Annotated in this window: 13 protein-coding genes; 7 read left to right on the top strand and 6 right to left on the bottom strand. The window is 70.7% G+C overall.

From position 1 onward, the window contains the following. Positions 1–238: 238 nt before the first annotated feature. Entirely contained in the window at positions 239–748 is a 510-nt protein-coding gene (locus NDW01_RS41790) for an SRPBCC domain-containing protein (protein ID WP_252830176.1), read from the top strand. Positions 749–753: 5 nt separating this feature from the next. On the opposite strand, the gene NDW01_RS41795 is transcribed toward NDW01_RS41790, so the two are convergent. Both NDW01_RS41795 and NDW01_RS43455 read right to left on the bottom strand, forming a co-directional pair. Next, the gene (locus NDW01_RS41795; protein ID WP_252830184.1) at positions 754–1218 is read right to left on the bottom strand and encodes an RICIN domain-containing protein; all 465 of its coding nucleotides are present in this window, start codon (positions 1216–1218) and stop codon (positions 754–756) included. A 66-nt stretch (positions 1219–1284) separates the two neighbouring features. Next, positions 1285–1407: a hypothetical protein gene (locus NDW01_RS43455; protein ID WP_256514486.1), complete on the bottom strand. Its 123-nt coding sequence runs from the start codon at positions 1405–1407 to the stop codon at positions 1285–1287. 526 nt (positions 1408–1933) lie between these two features. On the opposite strand from NDW01_RS43455, the gene NDW01_RS41800 reads away from it, so the two are divergent. Then, positions 1934–5200, top strand: a complete 3267-nt coding sequence (locus NDW01_RS41800) for a glycoside hydrolase family 3 C-terminal domain-containing protein (protein WP_252830186.1) — start codon at positions 1934–1936, stop codon at positions 5198–5200. Positions 5201–5235: 35 nt separating this feature from the next. After that, positions 5236–6771: a fascin domain-containing protein gene (locus NDW01_RS41805; protein ID WP_252830188.1), complete on the top strand. Its 1536-nt coding sequence runs from the start codon at positions 5236–5238 to the stop codon at positions 6769–6771. Between the two features lie 119 nt (positions 6772–6890). On the opposite strand, the gene NDW01_RS41810 is transcribed toward NDW01_RS41805, so the two are convergent. Continuing rightward, a complete protein-coding gene (locus NDW01_RS41810; protein WP_252830190.1) occupies positions 6891–7754 on the bottom strand; it encodes an SDR family NAD(P)-dependent oxidoreductase in 864 nt (287 codons plus the stop codon). Then, complete coding sequence (locus NDW01_RS41815; RefSeq protein ID WP_252830191.1) at positions 7751–8695, bottom strand: SDR family NAD(P)-dependent oxidoreductase; 945 nt, start codon at positions 8693–8695, stop codon at positions 7751–7753. The genes NDW01_RS41810 and NDW01_RS41815 overlap by 4 nt, the downstream gene beginning before the upstream one ends. A 71-nt stretch (positions 8696–8766) precedes the next feature. Between NDW01_RS41815 and NDW01_RS41820 the strand changes: the two genes are divergently transcribed. After that, the gene (locus tag NDW01_RS41820) at positions 8767–9690 is read left to right on the top strand and encodes a LysR family transcriptional regulator (protein WP_252830192.1); all 924 of its coding nucleotides are present in this window, start codon (positions 8767–8769) and stop codon (positions 9688–9690) included. 98 nt (positions 9691–9788) lie between these two features. On the opposite strand, the gene NDW01_RS41825 is transcribed toward NDW01_RS41820, so the two are convergent. Next, positions 9789–10373 carry a TetR/AcrR family transcriptional regulator gene (locus NDW01_RS41825; protein WP_252830193.1) on the bottom strand — a complete coding sequence of 195 codons (585 nt, stop codon included), beginning with the start codon at positions 10371–10373 and terminating at the stop codon, positions 9789–9791. Positions 10374–10477: 104 nt separating this feature from the next. Between NDW01_RS41825 and NDW01_RS41830 the strand changes: the two genes are divergently transcribed. Beyond that, entirely contained in the window at positions 10478–11527 is a 1050-nt protein-coding gene (locus NDW01_RS41830; RefSeq protein WP_305883864.1) for an aldo/keto reductase, read from the top strand. A gap of 38 nt (positions 11528–11565) precedes the next feature. Here NDW01_RS41830 and NDW01_RS41835 read toward each other — a convergent pair whose 3' ends face one another. Next, positions 11566–12774, bottom strand: a complete 1209-nt coding sequence (locus NDW01_RS41835) for a cytochrome P450 (protein WP_252830197.1) — start codon at positions 12772–12774, stop codon at positions 11566–11568. Positions 12775–12914: 140 nt separating this feature from the next. On the opposite strand from NDW01_RS41835, the gene NDW01_RS41840 reads away from it, so the two are divergent. After that, positions 12915–13544, top strand: a complete 630-nt coding sequence (locus tag NDW01_RS41840; RefSeq protein ID WP_252830199.1) for a TetR/AcrR family transcriptional regulator — start codon at positions 12915–12917, stop codon at positions 13542–13544. Between the two features lie 126 nt (positions 13545–13670). Continuing rightward, on the top strand, positions 13671–15236 hold the full coding sequence (locus NDW01_RS41845) for an FAD-dependent oxidoreductase (protein WP_252830201.1): 1566 nt from the start codon (positions 13671–13673) through the stop codon (positions 15234–15236). The last annotated feature ends 60 nt before the right edge of the window (positions 15237–15296 follow it).

Consider the following 15296-nt stretch of genomic DNA (forward strand, 5'->3'; position numbering starts at 1 on the left):
ATCAAAGCTGCCCGGCAGCCACCGTGGGACCGAAGTGATCATTTTGTTAGGACCTCTTAATCCGCGGGTTCGGCGTTCGAGTCCCAGACGGCGCACCGGCAGCGAGCTGGGTCATCTCAATAGCGTTGAGACCACCCAGTTTCCATTTCGGGATGGTTCGGCGAACGTGGCCGATCCACGTCTCCCTACCTGTGGCGACCATCGAGCTCGCTGCGGCGGTCTTCGAAACGGAGCGTGGATGAACGACCAGGACACCGCACCAGGACAGCCGGCCGATGGACTCGACGTCCGCCACGACACTTTCACGATCTCCCGGCGTCTGGACGCGCCCCGGCCCATGGTCTTCGCCGCCTTCGCCGACACCGCGGTCCGGCGCCGCTGGTTCGAACTCCCCGGCTCGGGCGCCGCATACCATCACGAGTTCGGCGTCGGCGGTGGCGAGACCGCCCAGAGCACCTTCACCATCATGGACGCGCCCCCGAAGCACCTCGACTACCGATCGCGCTACCTGGACATCGTGCCGAACCGCCGCATCGTCTACGTTTACGAATCCACCGTCAACGACGTACTGCGCTGGACCTCCCCCGTAACGGTCCTGCTGGCCGACGAGGCCGGATCCACCCATCTGACCTGGGCAGAACAGGTCACCTTCCTCATCCGAACGGGCGACGGCTCCGCCGACCCACCGCACCTGCGCGGCGGAACGGCGCTTCGCACGAACGGCCTCCGCCGCACTGATCGTTCATGATCTCGTCAGCCGGCCGCGACGATCGTCCACTGCTGATTGGTGCTGTTGGTGTCGCCGTACTGGGCCAACACCGCGTTACCGGTGCCGCCCATACCGTCGACGAACATTCCGGTGGCGCGGTTCTTGATGCGCACCCGGTTGGCGTCGGTCACCACCGACCACTGCTGGTTCGTGCTGCCGCTGTCCGCGTACTGGCCGACGGCCGAGCCGTTGGACGTGCGGCCCATCCCGTCCAGATACAGGCCGGTCGCGCGATTCTTGATCCGTACGTAGTCGCCGTCGTTCTCGATGGCCCACTGCTGGTTCGCGCTGCCGGTATCGCCGCCCTGCGCAGCGTTGGAGCCGCTGGTGGAGTTGCCCGCGCCATCGATCTGCAGGCCGGTGCTCGCATTGCGGATCTCGACGTAGGTGCCGCCTCCGCTTCCGATCCCCCAGGCGTACTGCAGCCGGGTCAGCCCGGAGGGATTCACCGGCGACAGCTGAATGCTCGCGCCGCTTCCGCTCCTGCGGGTCAGGCTGTACCAGTCCCCATCGTCCTACGTGTCGTCCAGGTCGGTGGCGCTGTAGCCGTACGGCTCGTTGATGACCTCGAAGTAGGCGTTCGCGCTCCCGCCGTACTTGGCGACGACCTTGTCCCACATCTGGTAGAAGGCGGTCATGCTGGTCGGTCTCCCGCCGCTGTGCGCCCAGTACGCCAGGATTCGGCCCAGTTGACGCCGCGTAATCCGCCGGTGGACGCGTGCGCCGGACGCGAGGCGACGGTCACCAGGCCGGCGGCGAGCGCGACGACCGCCGGCATCCGGAACGCGGTGGACCTGAGCCCACGGCCGGCGTGCGGAACCAACGAGGTCATGGGCTGTCCCTTCGGCTCGCCGCCGCTTGCGCCGGACGCTACGCGGTCCGATCGAGCGCCGGACCTGCGCGTTCGATATCTCGGACACGGTTCGACAGACGGTCGCCTGGACGTTAAGTCGCGCCGTCAGGGAGTGTCAACACTCTTTCATCCGCTTCATCACCGGCATGGCGGATGGCCAGGCAGGGTTTGAGCGCCTTGACAGGTCCTGTGATCGGCGTCACTCTGCCTGAGAGCGCTCTCAGCGCCGAGAGCCCACACCCCTGCCCCGCCACCACCCCGCCAGGTGTGGCCGGACCGGCGACCCGCCTCCCACCGGCCGAGGAGCCTCGATGTTCCGCGCTCGTCCCAGACGCGTCCTCCACTCGCCGCGCTCACTGTTCGTCGTGCTCGTCGCCCTCATCGGGCTCATCGCCGCGTCGACGGCCGTGGCGCCGCCCGGCCGCGCGGCGGCCGTCCTGCTCTCCCAGGGGAAGCCGACCACGGCCTCCTCCACCGAGAACGCCGGGACGCCCGCGTCGGCCGCCACCGACGGCGACGCCGGCACCCGCTGGTCCTCGGCGTTCAGCGACCCCCAGTGGCTGCGCGTCGACCTCGGCTCCAGTGCCGCCATCAGCCAGGTCGTCCTGACGTGGGAGGCCGCGTACGCGAGCGCCTTCCAGATCCAGACCTCCGCCGACGGGAACACCTGGACCACCGTCTACTCGACCACGGCCGGCACCGGCGGCACCCAGACGCTGAACGTCTCCGGGACCGGCCGCTACGTGCGGATGTACGGCACCGCCCGCGCGACCCAGTACGGCTACTCGCTGTGGGAGTTCCAGGTCTACGGGTCGGGAGGCTCGGCGTCGTGCGGCACCGCCGACACCGCCGCGCACAAGCCGACCACGGCCTCCTCGACCGAGAACGCCGGCACCCCCGCGTCGGCCGCCACCGACGGCGATACCGGCACCCGCTGGTCCTCGGCGTTCAGCGACCCGCAGTGGCTCCAGGTGGACCTCGGGTCGTCGCAGCAGGTCTGCGGGGCGCAGCTGACCTGGGAGGCCGCGTACGCGACGGCGTTCCAGATCCAGGTGTCCGGGGACGGGACGAACTGGACGACGATCTACTCGACCACGACGGGCACCGGCGGCACCCAGACGCTGAACGTCTCCGGGACCGGCCGCTACGTGCGGATGTACGGCACCGCCCGCGCGACCGCTTACGGCTACTCGCTCTGGGAGTTCGCCGTGTTCACCATCGGCGGCGGTGACGGAGGAGGAGGCGGCAACGGCTCCTGCCCGTGGGTGGGGTCCACCGCGCCGGTGTCCCAGCGCGTCGCCCAGGTCATGGCCCAGATGACCCAGGACCAGAAGATCACCCTGCTGCACGGCACCGGCGCGTCCTCGCCGTACATCGGGAACACCGCCGCGATCCCATCGCTGTGCGTCCCGGCGATGGGCCTGGAGGACGGACCGGGCGGACCGGGCGACGGGCTCGGAGGCGTCACCCAGCTGCCCGCGCCGGTGGCGGGGGCCGCGACGTTCGACACCGCACTCGAGCAGCAGTCCGGCGTGGTGGCCGGCAGCGAGTTCGCCGGCAAGGGGGCGGACGTGGCGCTCGGCCCGACACTGAACATCGACCGCGACCCGCGCTGGGGCCGGGGGTTCGAGAGCTTCAGCGAGGACCCGTACCTGACGGGCCAGATGGCCGTCGCGCAGATCAAGGGCGTGCAGAGCCAGGGCGTCATGGCCCAGGCCAAGCACGCCGCGGTCTACAACCAGGAGACCTACCGCAACGGCATGGCGGACAACGCGATCGTCGACACCCGCACGCTGCAGGAGATCTACCTGCCGGGCTTCCAGGCGGCGGTCGGCCAGGGCGCGGCGGCCTCGGTGATGTGCGCCTACAGCGTGGTCAACGGCAAGTTCGCCTGCGAGAACCCGTACCTCCTGAACACCGCGCTGTACGAGCAGGCGGGCTTCACCGGGTTCGTGACCTCCGACTGGGGCGCGCTGCACTCGGCCGCCCCCGCGGCCAACGCCGGCATGACCCAGGAGATGCCCGGCTCGGCGTTCTTCGGTGACCAGCTCCGGCAGGCGGTCGCGAACGGCCAGGTCGGCCAGGCGACGCTGGACACCATGGTGAGCCGGGTGCTGACCCAGATGTTCGCGTTCGGCCTGTTCGACAAGACCAAGACCGGCTCGACCGGCGCGGTCGTGACCACGGACGCGCACAAGGCCACCGCACGCCAGATCGCCGAGGAGGGCACCGTCCTGCTCAAGAACAACGGCGTGCTGCCGCTGTCCACCTCGACCACCAAGAAGATCGCCGTGATCGGCGCCGATGGCGGCGCGGGCGTGGCGAGCGTCGGTGGCGGCAGCGCCACCGTCACCTCTTCCGGCACCGTCTCGCCGCTCACCGGCATCCAGAACCGCGCCGGGTCGGGCGCCACGGTCCAGTTCGAGGCGGCCGACGGCACCGGCGGCATCGACCGCGCGGTCACGCTGGCCGAGTCGGTGGACGTGCCGATCGTGTTCGCGACCTACCCGCAGAACGAGGGCACCGACAACACCTCGATCGACCTGCCCGGCCAGCAGAACCAGCTGATCTCCTCGGTGGCGGCGGCCAACCCGAAGACGGTCGTGGTGCTGCACACCGGCTCGGCGGTCACCATGCCATGGCTGAACCAGGTCTCCGGGGTCCTGGAGGGCTGGTACTCCGGACAGGAGGTCGGCAACGCGCTGGCCGCGATCCTGTTCGGCGACGTCAGCCCTTCGGGCAAGCTGCCGGTGACCTTCCCGGCGAGCCTGAACGACGTGCCCGCGCACACCACCGCGCAGTGGCCCGGCAACGGCAGCCAGGTGCAGTACTCCGAGGGCCTGGACGTCGGCTACCGCTGGTACGACGCGAAGAACATCACGCCGCTGTTCCCCTTCGGGTACGGCCTGTCGTACACGACCTTCTCGTTCTCCAACCTCCAGGTCGGCGCGGTGGGCTCGGGTGGTTCGACGGTGACGGCGACCGTGACGAACACCGGGAGCCGCGCCGGGGCGGACGTCGCCCAGCTCTACGTCGGCGATCCGGCCGCCACGGGTGAGCCGCCGCACCAGCTCAGGGGATTCCAGCGGGTCGAACTGCAGCCGGGCCAGAGCCAGACCGTACGGTTCACCGTCACCGCGCACGACCTGGCGCACTGGGACGACACGGCCGGCGGCTGGACGACGACGCCCGGCACGTACCAGATCCTGGTCGGCGACTCCTCGCGCAACCTGCCGCTGACCGGCTCGATCACCGTGTCGAGCCCGCTGAGGAGCGACGTGTCCGGCGCGCCGAGCCGCACGACCGCGGTCACGGTCGCCGACCCGGGCGGCATGAGCAGCCCGGTCGGCGCGGCGGTCCACCTGCGGATGACCGCGGTGGCGACCGGTGCGCCGGCCTTCACCGCCACGGGCCTGCCGGCCGGTCTGTCGATCAGCCGCTCCGGGACCGTCACGGGCGCGGCCCGCCACCCCGGGACCAGCACGGTGACGGTGACCGCCACCGACTCCACCGGCGCCTCCGGAACCACGACGTTCGTGTGGACGACGACCAGGCCCCCGCACCGGGCTTCGCGCTGATTCCCTCCTCCCTCCGCCAGTAAGGATCCGACTGAATGCCGGTTCGCGGTAAATGCGTCACGTACCTGTCCATGCTCGCGGCCGTCGCTGCACTGCTGGTGCCGGCGACGGCCGCCGGGGCCGGCGCCACTGCGGCCTGCATCCCGTCGGGCACCGACGCCGCCATCAACACCGCCCTCGCCGGATCCGGCGCGGCGGCCGTCCTGTGCCCCGGGGCCGTCTTCACCCTGAGCAACCCGGTCCGGTTCAGCGCCCCGAACCAGCGGATCGAGACCCAGGGGCTGCCCACCGACGACGGCCGGGCCACTCTCAAGCTGTCCGGCTCGCTCACGACGGCCATCAACGGCACCGACCAGTCCGGCGTGACGGTGCAGAACATCCAGATCGACGGCGGGCGGCCCACGCTCGGCCGCCTGGACGGCGGCGCCCTGATGGAGATGGGCGCCTCGGGCACCGGCCAGACCGTCCAGAACGTCTACGCGCACGACACCCGGAGCTGGTCGACGCTGCACTTCATCGAGGGCGCCGTCACGAACAGCACCCCGGCCTGCCAGGGCGCGAAGATCCTGAACAACACGATCGGCCCGGCGGGCACCGACGCGCCGAGCGGGACCTGGGCCGACGGCATCTCGCTGGCCTGCGGCACCAGCACGGTCCAGGGCAACACCGTGCAGGACGCCACCGACGGCGGCATCGTCATCTTCGGCGCCCCCGGCTCGTCGGTGCGGAACAACACGATCGTCGCGAGGACGCGCACGCTGCTCGGCGGCATCAACCTCGTCGACTACGCGCCCATGAACGGCAACTACACCGGCACGACCGTGACCGGCAACACGATCAACGCTCAGAGCGCCTTCATCAAGGTGGGCATCGCCATGGGCCCGCAGGTCTGGGGCTGCGGAACCGGCACCAACTACGGCGCCTCGGTGACCGGCAACACCCTGCAGGGCGCCCACATGGGCTACGGCTACGCGGTGAACGGCGTCCGCGACTGGACCGTCACCGGCAACACCGACACCTCCACCCACGTCGGCACGCCGAACGCCGGCTGCGGCGGCACGGTCTCGCCTCCGGGCCGCTTCCAGGTGCAGTCGGCGGCCTCCAGCACCCTGCAGCCGGAGTTCACCAGCGCCCAGCTGACGTACGTCCTCGGCGTCGCCGAGCAGCCGCCGGCCGGCCAGGTGGTCGGCCTGCGCGCCCACGCCAACGGCGAGTACGTCACCGCCGACGACGCCGGAGCCTCACCCCTCATCGCGAACCGTACGGCCATCGGGTCCTGGGAGCAGTTCGACCTGATCGACCAGGGCGGCGGCGCGGTCGCCCTGCGCGCCCACGCGAACAACGAGTACGTCACCGCGGACGACGGCGGAGCCTCACCCCTCATCGCGAACCGTACGAGCATCGGCGCGTGGGAGACGTTCGACCTGGTCCACAACGCCGACGGCAGCGTCAGCCTGCGGGCCCACGCGAACAACGACTACGTGACGGCCGAGAACGCGGGCGCGTCGTCGCTGATCGCGAACCGCACGGCCATCGGCCCCTGGGAGGAGTTCGATCTCGTCTCCTCGTGAACCTCAGATCTCCTCGTGAACCTCAGCCGGAGGGTCGCTGCTTCTCATGCGCGTCGATCAGCGCGTCGATCCGGACGCCGAGCCTCGCGCCCTGCCGGTGCGGCCGAGTCGGCCGGTCATCACCTTGCCCGCTCGGGTGCCCAGGGCAGGACCTGGCCGTCGCGCACGAGCCGGCCGTAGTGGCCGGGGTCGACCGGGTCGAACGCGAGGTTCAGCAGGGCGGTGGCGGCCTGTGCCGGGGTGGGGGCATCACTGACGTCCCACCACACGGCGGAGGTGGCGGTGTTCATCATGCCGGGGCAGACGGCGGCCAGCAGGATGCCCCGCGCCAGGTCCTGTTCGCGGCGCCGGCGCGCGAGGGCGCGCACGGCGGCGACCTGGCCGATCTTGGACGGGATGTTGACGAAGCCGGGCCAGGCTCCGGACCGGGCACTGCCGTCGGCGACCGCGTCGCGCCACGCGGCGATCTGCTCGTCCACTTCGTCCAACGAGGACAGCCCGGCGAACCGGTCGTGCAGCACGGGCGCGAGGTGATGCAGAGTGCCCAGCGAACTGGCCACCACGATCAACCGGCCGTTGTCCCGCAGCAGCGGGGCGAAGGCCCGCAGCACCCGGGTGGTGCCGAAGTTGTTCACCTGTGTGTAGGCGTCCACGATCGCGCGCGGGTCATCGTCGGGACCGACCCGCATGACGGCGTTGCCGAACACGATGTCCACGCCGCCGTGCCGCTCGCGCAGTCGTGCGGCGAGGCGGTCGGCGGCCTCGGGGGCGGCCACGTCGAGCGTCTCGCCGCGGACCCGGGCGCCGCCACCGGGCAGGGCACCGCCACCGGGCAGGGCGGCGACGGCCTGGGAGACCCGGCCGGGGTCGCGGCCGGTGAGGTAGACGGTGTCCTCGGGAGTCAGACGCCGGGCCAGGCCCTCGACCAGGGCCAGGCCCAGCCCCTGGGTGGCACCGGTGACGAGCGCGACTTTCGGGGTCATGACAGTCCCTCGACGGTGGCGAGCAGGTTCTCGGAGAGGGTCCACAAGCGGCGGGCGTTGTCCGGGTCCAGGGCGTAGCGGGCCACACCGTGCAAGGGCGGCGCGGCACCGCGGCGGTCGATGGTCTCGGTCTCATTGCCGTCGACGAAGTACCGGCCGCCGATCCCCTCCAGCAGGGGCGACGTGGCCAGCAGAACCGAGGTCGCCGCGCCCTGCTCCGCCGTCTTGATCAGCTCGGGCGGCACCGTGCCGCTGCCCCGGCCACCGGTGTGGCGTTGCAGGTTGGTGTAGATCGCGCCGGGCATCAGCGCGTTCGCGGTGATCCCGTCGCCGGCCCAGCGGCGGGTCGCCTCGACCGTGAACAGGACATTGGCGGTCTTGGACTGGCCGTAGGCCAGCCACGGGTCGTAGGGACGGAAGGCGAAGTGGACATCGTCGAACACCACCGGGGAGAGCTGGTGGCCGCTGGAGCTGACCACGACGATGCGGGCGGCCCCGTCGGCGGCCAGGGCCGCGTGCAGGCCGGTGGCCAGGGCGAGATGACCGAGGTGGTTGGTGGCGAACTGCCACTCCCAGCCCTGCGCGGTGCGCTGCTCGGGGCAGGCCATCACGCCGGCGTTGGCGACCAGGATGTGCAGTGGCCCCTCCCAGGACCGGGTGAACGTGGCGATCGACGCCGGGTCGGTCAGGTCCAGCCGGACGACGCGCAACGCGGTGTTGCCGGTGCCGGCGGTGATGTCCTTGGCGGCGCGCTCGCCCGCCTCCACATCACGGACCGCCAGGGTGACTTCGGCGCCGGTGCCGGCCAGCGCACGCGCCGTCTCCACGCCCAGGCCGGACGAGGCGCCGGTCACCACCGCCCGCCGGCCGGTCAGGTCGATGCCCTCGGCGACCTCGGCGGCGGTGCTGGCGAAACCGAAAGGTGTGCGGATCAGGTTCATGCCGGCCACGCTACGGCGAGCACTGCTATGTCACCAGCGAGAAAAACTCAACCATGATATGCGTAAACGTCATGGCCTTCACCGACGTGTCACTGGTCGCCCTGCGGGTGTTCCGGGAGGTGGCCGAGCGGGGCACGCTCACCGCCGCGGCGACCGCGCTCGGCTACACCCAATCCGCGGTCTCCCGGCAGATCGCCACGCTGGAGCGCGCGGCCGGCTCGCCGTTGCTGGAACGCCGCCACAACGGGGTCCGCCTGACCGCGGCCGGACGCGTGGTGCTACGCCGCGCCGTCACCGTGATCGACCAGGTCGACGCCACCGCGCGTGAACTGGCCGGGCTGCCCGACGAGCCCGGCACGGTCCGGCTGGGCTGGTTCCCCACCGCCGGTTCCTGGCTGGTCCCGCGCGCGCTGGCCGAACTGCGGCGCACCCATCCGGCCATCACCGTGACCACCCGCGAAGGCAGCACGCCCGCGCTGGTCCGGGCACTGCGCGCCGGCACGCTCGATCTGGCACTGCTGTCCTCGGCGCCGCCGTTTCGCTCGCCCGACACCGAAACCCCGGCCCTGCGGCTGCAGACGCTGACCGAGCGCAGTCTGTGCGTCGCCCTGCCCGCCGGTCATCCACTAGCCCGGAACGAGTTCATCGACGTGGCCGATCTCCACGGTCAGCGATGGATCGCCGGCTCGGCCTCGGGCGAGGACCAGGTGATGGGGGTGTGGCCCGGCCTGGACGAGCGGCCCACGATCGCCCACATCGCCCGCGACTGGCTGGCCAAACTTCACCTGGTCGCCGCCGGCTTCGGCATCACCACTGTGCCCACCGCACTCATCTCCGCAGCGCCCGACGGCGTGCGGATCCTGCCCGTCCGCGGCGGCCCCGCCGAACAGCGCCGCATCGTGCTCGCCCGACTGCCCCAGCCACCATCCGAACCGGCCGCCCGCCTCGCCGACGCGCTGCGCTCCGCCGCGATCGAGACGGACACGTCGCGCTGACGAGCGCTCCCGATCCGGAGGGAGTTGCTCACCGGCGGCCGGGGAGCCTGCGAACCGTGCCGCGCCGGAATCTCCCGGGGCATCGTGCCCTGGAGTGCTCAGATCGGCTGGGGCGGCGCCTGCAGCCCGGAGAACACGGCGGCGATCAGGCGCCGTCCCTGGGCCGCGCCCTCGTCGTTGTTCGCGACGCGCCACAGAAAGCTCATGAGCATGATGATGTCCGCCGGGTCGTGCCCCGGGGCGATGGTGCCCTCGGCCACGCAGGCGTCGACCAGCTTCGCCACCGCTGCGGTGGTCGGTGCCCAGGAGGCACTGATCACGTCCTGGGCCGCGGCGCTGTGCAAGGCGTCGCCGAGGCCGTGCTTGATGCGGATGTAGGCGGCGAGAGTCTCGAACCACTCGATGAACGCGGCTTTCGCGGAGGACTGCCGTGCCAGCACCTCGTCGGCGGTGGTGGTCAGGCGTTCGATGTCGTGCTGGTAGGCGGCGAGGATCAGGTCGTCGCGGGTGGGGAAATGGCGGTAGAGCGTGCCGGCGCCGACGCCCGCGCGCTTGGCGACCTCGCTCAGCGGCACGAGCGGGTTGTCCGCGAACAGCTCGTGGGCGGCCTCGATGATCGCGACCCGGTTGCGCGCGGCGGCCTGGCGCTGCGTGCCGTAGGTGCTCGGCGTCTCGTCGGTCATGTGTCGATGATGCCCTGCGATTGATTCCCGGAGGATCCTCCGCTAGTTTGACCATACATGCGGAGAATTCTCCGCGTGTTTGGCTTCAGCAGGAGGCGTCCCCCATGCGCTATGTGAAACTCGGCACCACCGGCCTCGACGTCTCCCCCATCGCGATCGGTGCGATGACCTACGGCGAGCCCGACCGCGGCCACCCCGTCTGGTCTCTGGGCGAGGAGCAGGCTCGCCCGCTCATCAGGCACGCTCTCGACGCCGGCATCAACTTCTTCGACACCGCGAACATGTACTCGAACGGCTCGAGCGAAGAGATCCTCGGACGCGCGCTCAAGGACTTCGCGAACCGTGACGACGTGGTGATCGCGACCAAGCTGCGCCACCCGATGCGCCCCGGCCCCAACGGCAGGGGACTGTCACGCAAGGCGATCATGACCGAGATCGACCACTCCCTACGGCGGTTGGGCACCGACTACATCGACCTCTACCAGGTGCACCGCAACGACCACGCGACGCCGCTGGAGGAGACGCTCGAGGCGCTCAGCGACCTCGTGAAGACGGGGAAGGTGCGATACCTGGGCGCCTCATCGATGCCCGCCTGGGAGTTCGCGAAGGCGCTGCACCTGCAGCGCGAGCACGGCTGGGCCCGCTTCGTGTCCATGCAGGATCACTACAACCTGCTGCACCGTGAGGAAGAGCGCGAGATGATCCCGCTGTGCCTGGACGAGGGCGTCGGCACGATCGTCTGGAGCCCGCTGGCCCGAGGTCGCCTGGCCAGAGCCTGGAACGACGCGAAGTCCACCGCACGTGCCGCGACCGACGGCGCGTACGCCGACCAGCTGTACGCGCCCACGGAGGAGGCGTCCAACCGCGCGATCGTAGAGGCGGTCGGGCAGGTCGCGGACGCGCACGGGGTGAGCCGCGCGCAGATCGCCCTAGCGTGGCTGCGCCGCCGGCGCGTGGTGACCGCTCCGCTGGTCGGTGCCAGAACGGCACAACAGATCGATGACGCCGTGGCGTCGCTGGATGTGGTGCTCACCGACGAGGAGGTGCGGGCACTCGAGGCGCCGTACACGCCACGGTACGACTGGCAGGGCATCTCCGACGAGGCCGAACTGGACGCGATCCGCGCCCGCGTGCCCGGCATGGCCCTGACGTAGCACGCCGGGGGCCACTTCGTCCGCTACGGCCTACGCGGTCAGGGTCGCGCCGAGCGGCGTACGGGGGTGAAGCGCACCGGCATGGTCTCGTACCCGGACACGAAGTTGGCGGGCCGGTGGGCGGGCTGCCGCAGGCTCACCGGCTCCAGGTCCGGCAGGCGGGTGAGCAGCCGCTCGAACATGACGGTCAGTTCCAGCCGCGCGAGGCTGTTGCCCAGGCAGAAGTGCGGGCCGTTCCCGAAGGCGAGGTGCTCGTTCGGCGTACGTGTCACGTCGAAGACGTCCGGGTCGGGGAAGACCAGAGCGTCCCGATTCGCGCTCGGGTACAGGAGCAGGAGCTTGTCGCCCTCGGCGATGCGCCGGTCGTGCAGCACGGTGTCGCGCGTCGCGGTGCGCGCCATGTTCTTGATCGGCGAGACCCAGCGGAGCATCTCCTCCACGGCGGTCGGGATCAGCGACGGGTCCTCGACCAGCGTCCGCCGCTGATCGGGATGCAGGAAGAGCTGCCACGCGCCGCCGGAGATGACGTGCCGGGTCGTCTCGTCCCCGCCGATCAGGATGAGCAGGGACTCCTGGATGAGCGAGTCGTGGTCGAGGTGCTCGCCGTTCGCGGTCGCGTGGATCAGGGCGCTGATGAGGTCGTCGCGCGGGCAGGCGCGCCGGTCGGCGATGGTGCGCGACGCGAACTCGCTGAAACCTGTGAACGCCTGCATGGCGTGCTCCAGCAGGCCGGGATCGTCGCCGCCCGTGAGGGCGCGCAGCATGTCGTCGGACCAGGTGAGCAGCGTCTCACGCTCCTCGGGCGGGAAGCCGAGCGCGTCACCGATGACGATGAGCGGAAGCTGCGCGGCGATGTCGTGCACGAGGTCGCACTCGCCGCGCTCGCAGACCGAGTCGATGATCTCGTCGCAGATCCGCCGCAGGTGGTCGCGCTGGGCCGCGACCCGCCGCGGGGTGAACCCGGCGCTCACCAGCTTGCGCCTGAGCTTGTGCTCGGGGTCGTCCATGTCGATCATCATGGGCAGGTTGGAGCTGTCCGGGCGGATGCCCTGGCCGCTGCAGAACAGGTCCGGCCGTCGGGAGACGAACTTGACGTCGGCGTAGCCCGCGACGCCCCACGTCCGGCTGTTCGGGTCCCAGTAGACGGGTGAGTTCTCCCGCATCCAGCGCAGTTCCGCGTGGGGGTCGCGCCCCCAGAACTCGCCGCTGGTCAGGTTGATGGCGTCGTTGACCGGTTGTTCGGGCATGGGCGATCACTGCTCCCAGGGCTCGCTTCTCCCCCGTACGGGACTGCCCGGCATACGAGAGTACATATTCTGGAATCATGTACTGTCAAGGCTGCGTGACGTGATCGACGCGGTTCCGGCCGGTCTGGTGGAATGGGGCCATGCGCACGCACGGGTGGCGAGGCGATCCGCCGAAGAGCGATGAGGAGGCACGCCGGCGCATCATCGATGCCACCGCCCGCTGCGTGGACCGGTACGGCGCCCGCAAGACCGGACTGACCGACGTCGCCGAGGAGCTCGGGGTCACCCGCGCGACGATCTACCGGTACTACCGGAACGTCGAGGAGCTGATCAAGGCCACCTCACTGGCCGCCGCCGACGAGTTCACCGACCGGCTGCTCGCGCACGTCGCGCCGCTCGGCGAGCCCGCCGACATCCTCGTCGAGGCCCTGGCGTTCACCATCGAGCGGGTGCCCGTCGAGCCGCACGTCGGCCTGCTGCTCGCGACCGGCCGCACGGCCAGCTTCGGCGCCGAGATGCTGTCGCCGATCGCCATCCGCCTCACTCACGAACTGCTGAAACGCCTCTCGATCGACTGGCCCGCACACGGGTACGACACCGCGGAACTGAGCGGCTTGGCGGAGTTCCTGCTGCGACTGCTGCACTCCTACATCCCCGGCCCGGAGCATCACGGGACGGCCGCCGAGGACCCGCGTCCCTTCCTCCGCCGCTGGGTGGTCCCCGCCTTCGCCGCCGCCCGCTCCGAGGACAGGGTGCGGTACGCGGGCTGATCGCCCGACCGATCGGCACTGATCGGTACCGATAGTACCCTTTCCACCCGATCTCCAGCAGCGCCTCGCGAACTTTAAGGTACGGCATGTACCGTAGGCTCCGCATGAGGCGAACGAGGAGAACACGTGATCACAGATGTCGTCATCGCCGGCGGTGGCCCGAACGGGCTGATGCTGGCCTGCGAGCTGAGCCTGGCAGGGGTCCGGCCGGTGGTGCTGGAGCGGCTGCCGGAGCCGAGTGGGGAACCGAAGGCGAACGGACTGCTCGGCCAGGTCGTGCGAATGCTCGACCGCCGGGGGCTGTACGAACGTCTCAGCGGCAGTCCGGAACCGCCGCAGCCGAACTCCGCGTACTTCATGTTCGGCGCGATGGGCCTGGATCTGAGCCTGCTGGAGGACAGCCCCGTCTACGCCCTGCCGGTGCCGCAGCGACGCATCGTGCAGGTCCTGCAGGAGCGCGCCATCGAACTGGGCGTGGAGATCCGGCGGGGACACGAGGTCGTCGGCCTGGCACAGGACGACGACGCGGTCACCATCGACGTCACGGGTCCGAGCGGGGCATACGAGCTAAGGGGCCGGTACCTCATCGGCGCGGATGGAGCACACAGCACCACGCGGAAGCTCTCCGGCATCGGATTCCCCGGCGTCACCTATGACCGGATGACCGTCCGCACAGCGCACGCGACGGTCCCGGCGGACTGGGTCGATCCCGCGACCGGTGCGCTGAACGTGCCCGGCCACGGCGCGGTCCTGCCGTTCCTGCCCCACCGCACCGAGCGCGGCGGGTTCTCCTACGCGCCGGTGCCCGGCCACCCGCCGTTGGTCAGCGCCACGGAGTGGGACCGGCCCGGGACCGACGATCCGATGAGCCTTGACGAGTTGCGGGCGAGCATCCGCCGCGTGCTGGGCGTCGACGTGCCACTCGGGCCGCCCGACGGCGAAGGGCCGCACGTGCTGCGCCGGCTCACGGGCGGTAATACCCGAGTCGCCGAACGGTTCTCCGACGGCCGAGTGTTCCTGATCGGTGATGCCGCCCATGTGTACGCCGCCACGGGGGGAGGACCCGGGCTCAACCTCGGCCTGCAGGACGCGGTCAACCTCGGCTGGAAACTCGCCGCCGTGATCCGCGGTAGCGCCCCTTCCGGGCTGCTGAACAGTTACGAGACGGAGCGGCGACCGGCGGCCCACCGCATGGTAGTGAACGCGCAGGCACAGTCGGCCCTGATAGCCCCCGGCGACGACGTCACCGGGCTGCGCGAGCTGTTCGCCGAACTGCTCCGCGACCGGAGCACCGTGCAGCGCCTGGCCGAACTCATCGCAGGCGCCGACGTCCGCTACGACATGGGCGGACGCGAGGCGCATCCGCTGATCGGCCGGTTCGCCCCGGACCTGGAGCTTCGCACGCCGACCGGGCCGGTTCGGCTCGCCGAGCTGACCAGACCCGCACGTCCCCTGCTGCTCGACCTGACCGAAGAGGCATCCCTGGCGGAGACGCTCGCCCCCCTGCTGCACGACCACGTCGATATCGTCACCGCGCGCCCGCTCGCCTCGGCGCCCACCGCCCTGCTCCTTCGACCGGACTGCCATGTGGCCTGGGCGTCCGCATCACCCCGGCCGGATCCCGCGGAGACGGAAGAACTCCGGGCGGCCGTGCAGCGGTGGTTCGGCGCGATCGAACCCGCTCGCCCCTGAGAGGAAGGGACCGTACGGTCGACGACACCTCTCTGCGCCAAGCCGCTGCGAGCAGAGAGG

Source organism: Actinoallomurus soli, assembly GCF_024055715.1.
Classification (GTDB): domain Bacteria; phylum Actinomycetota; class Actinomycetes; order Streptosporangiales; family Streptosporangiaceae; genus Actinoallomurus; species Actinoallomurus soli.

Coding starts and splice junctions, on each gene's coding strand:
- NDW01_RS41825 (WP_252830193.1), bottom strand. CDS start 10,373: ATGACCGACGAGACGCCGAGCACCTACGGCACGCAGCGCCAGGCCGCC.
- NDW01_RS41820 (WP_252830192.1), top strand. CDS start 8,767: ATGGCCTTCACCGACGTGTCACTGGTCGCCCTGCGGGTGTTCCGGGAG.
- NDW01_RS43455 (WP_256514486.1), bottom strand. CDS start 1,407: ATGACCGCCTTCTACCAGATGTGGGACAAGGTCGTCGCCAAGTACGGC.
- NDW01_RS41800 (WP_252830186.1), top strand. CDS start 1,934: ATGTTCCGCGCTCGTCCCAGACGCGTCCTCCACTCGCCGCGCTCACTG.
- NDW01_RS41815 (WP_252830191.1), bottom strand. CDS start 8,695: ATGAACCTGATCCGCACACCTTTCGGTTTCGCCAGCACCGCCGCCGAG.
- NDW01_RS41805 (WP_252830188.1), top strand. CDS start 5,236: ATGCCGGTTCGCGGTAAATGCGTCACGTACCTGTCCATGCTCGCGGCC.
- NDW01_RS41810 (WP_252830190.1), bottom strand. CDS start 7,754: ATGACCCCGAAAGTCGCGCTCGTCACCGGTGCCACCCAGGGGCTGGGC.
- NDW01_RS41790 (WP_252830176.1), top strand. CDS start 239: ATGAACGACCAGGACACCGCACCAGGACAGCCGGCCGATGGACTCGAC.
- NDW01_RS41840 (WP_252830199.1), top strand. CDS start 12,915: ATGCGCACGCACGGGTGGCGAGGCGATCCGCCGAAGAGCGATGAGGAG.
- NDW01_RS41830 (WP_305883864.1), top strand. CDS start 10,478: ATGCGCTATGTGAAACTCGGCACCACCGGCCTCGACGTCTCCCCCATC.
- NDW01_RS41835 (WP_252830197.1), bottom strand. CDS start 12,774: ATGCCCGAACAACCGGTCAACGACGCCATCAACCTGACCAGCGGCGAG.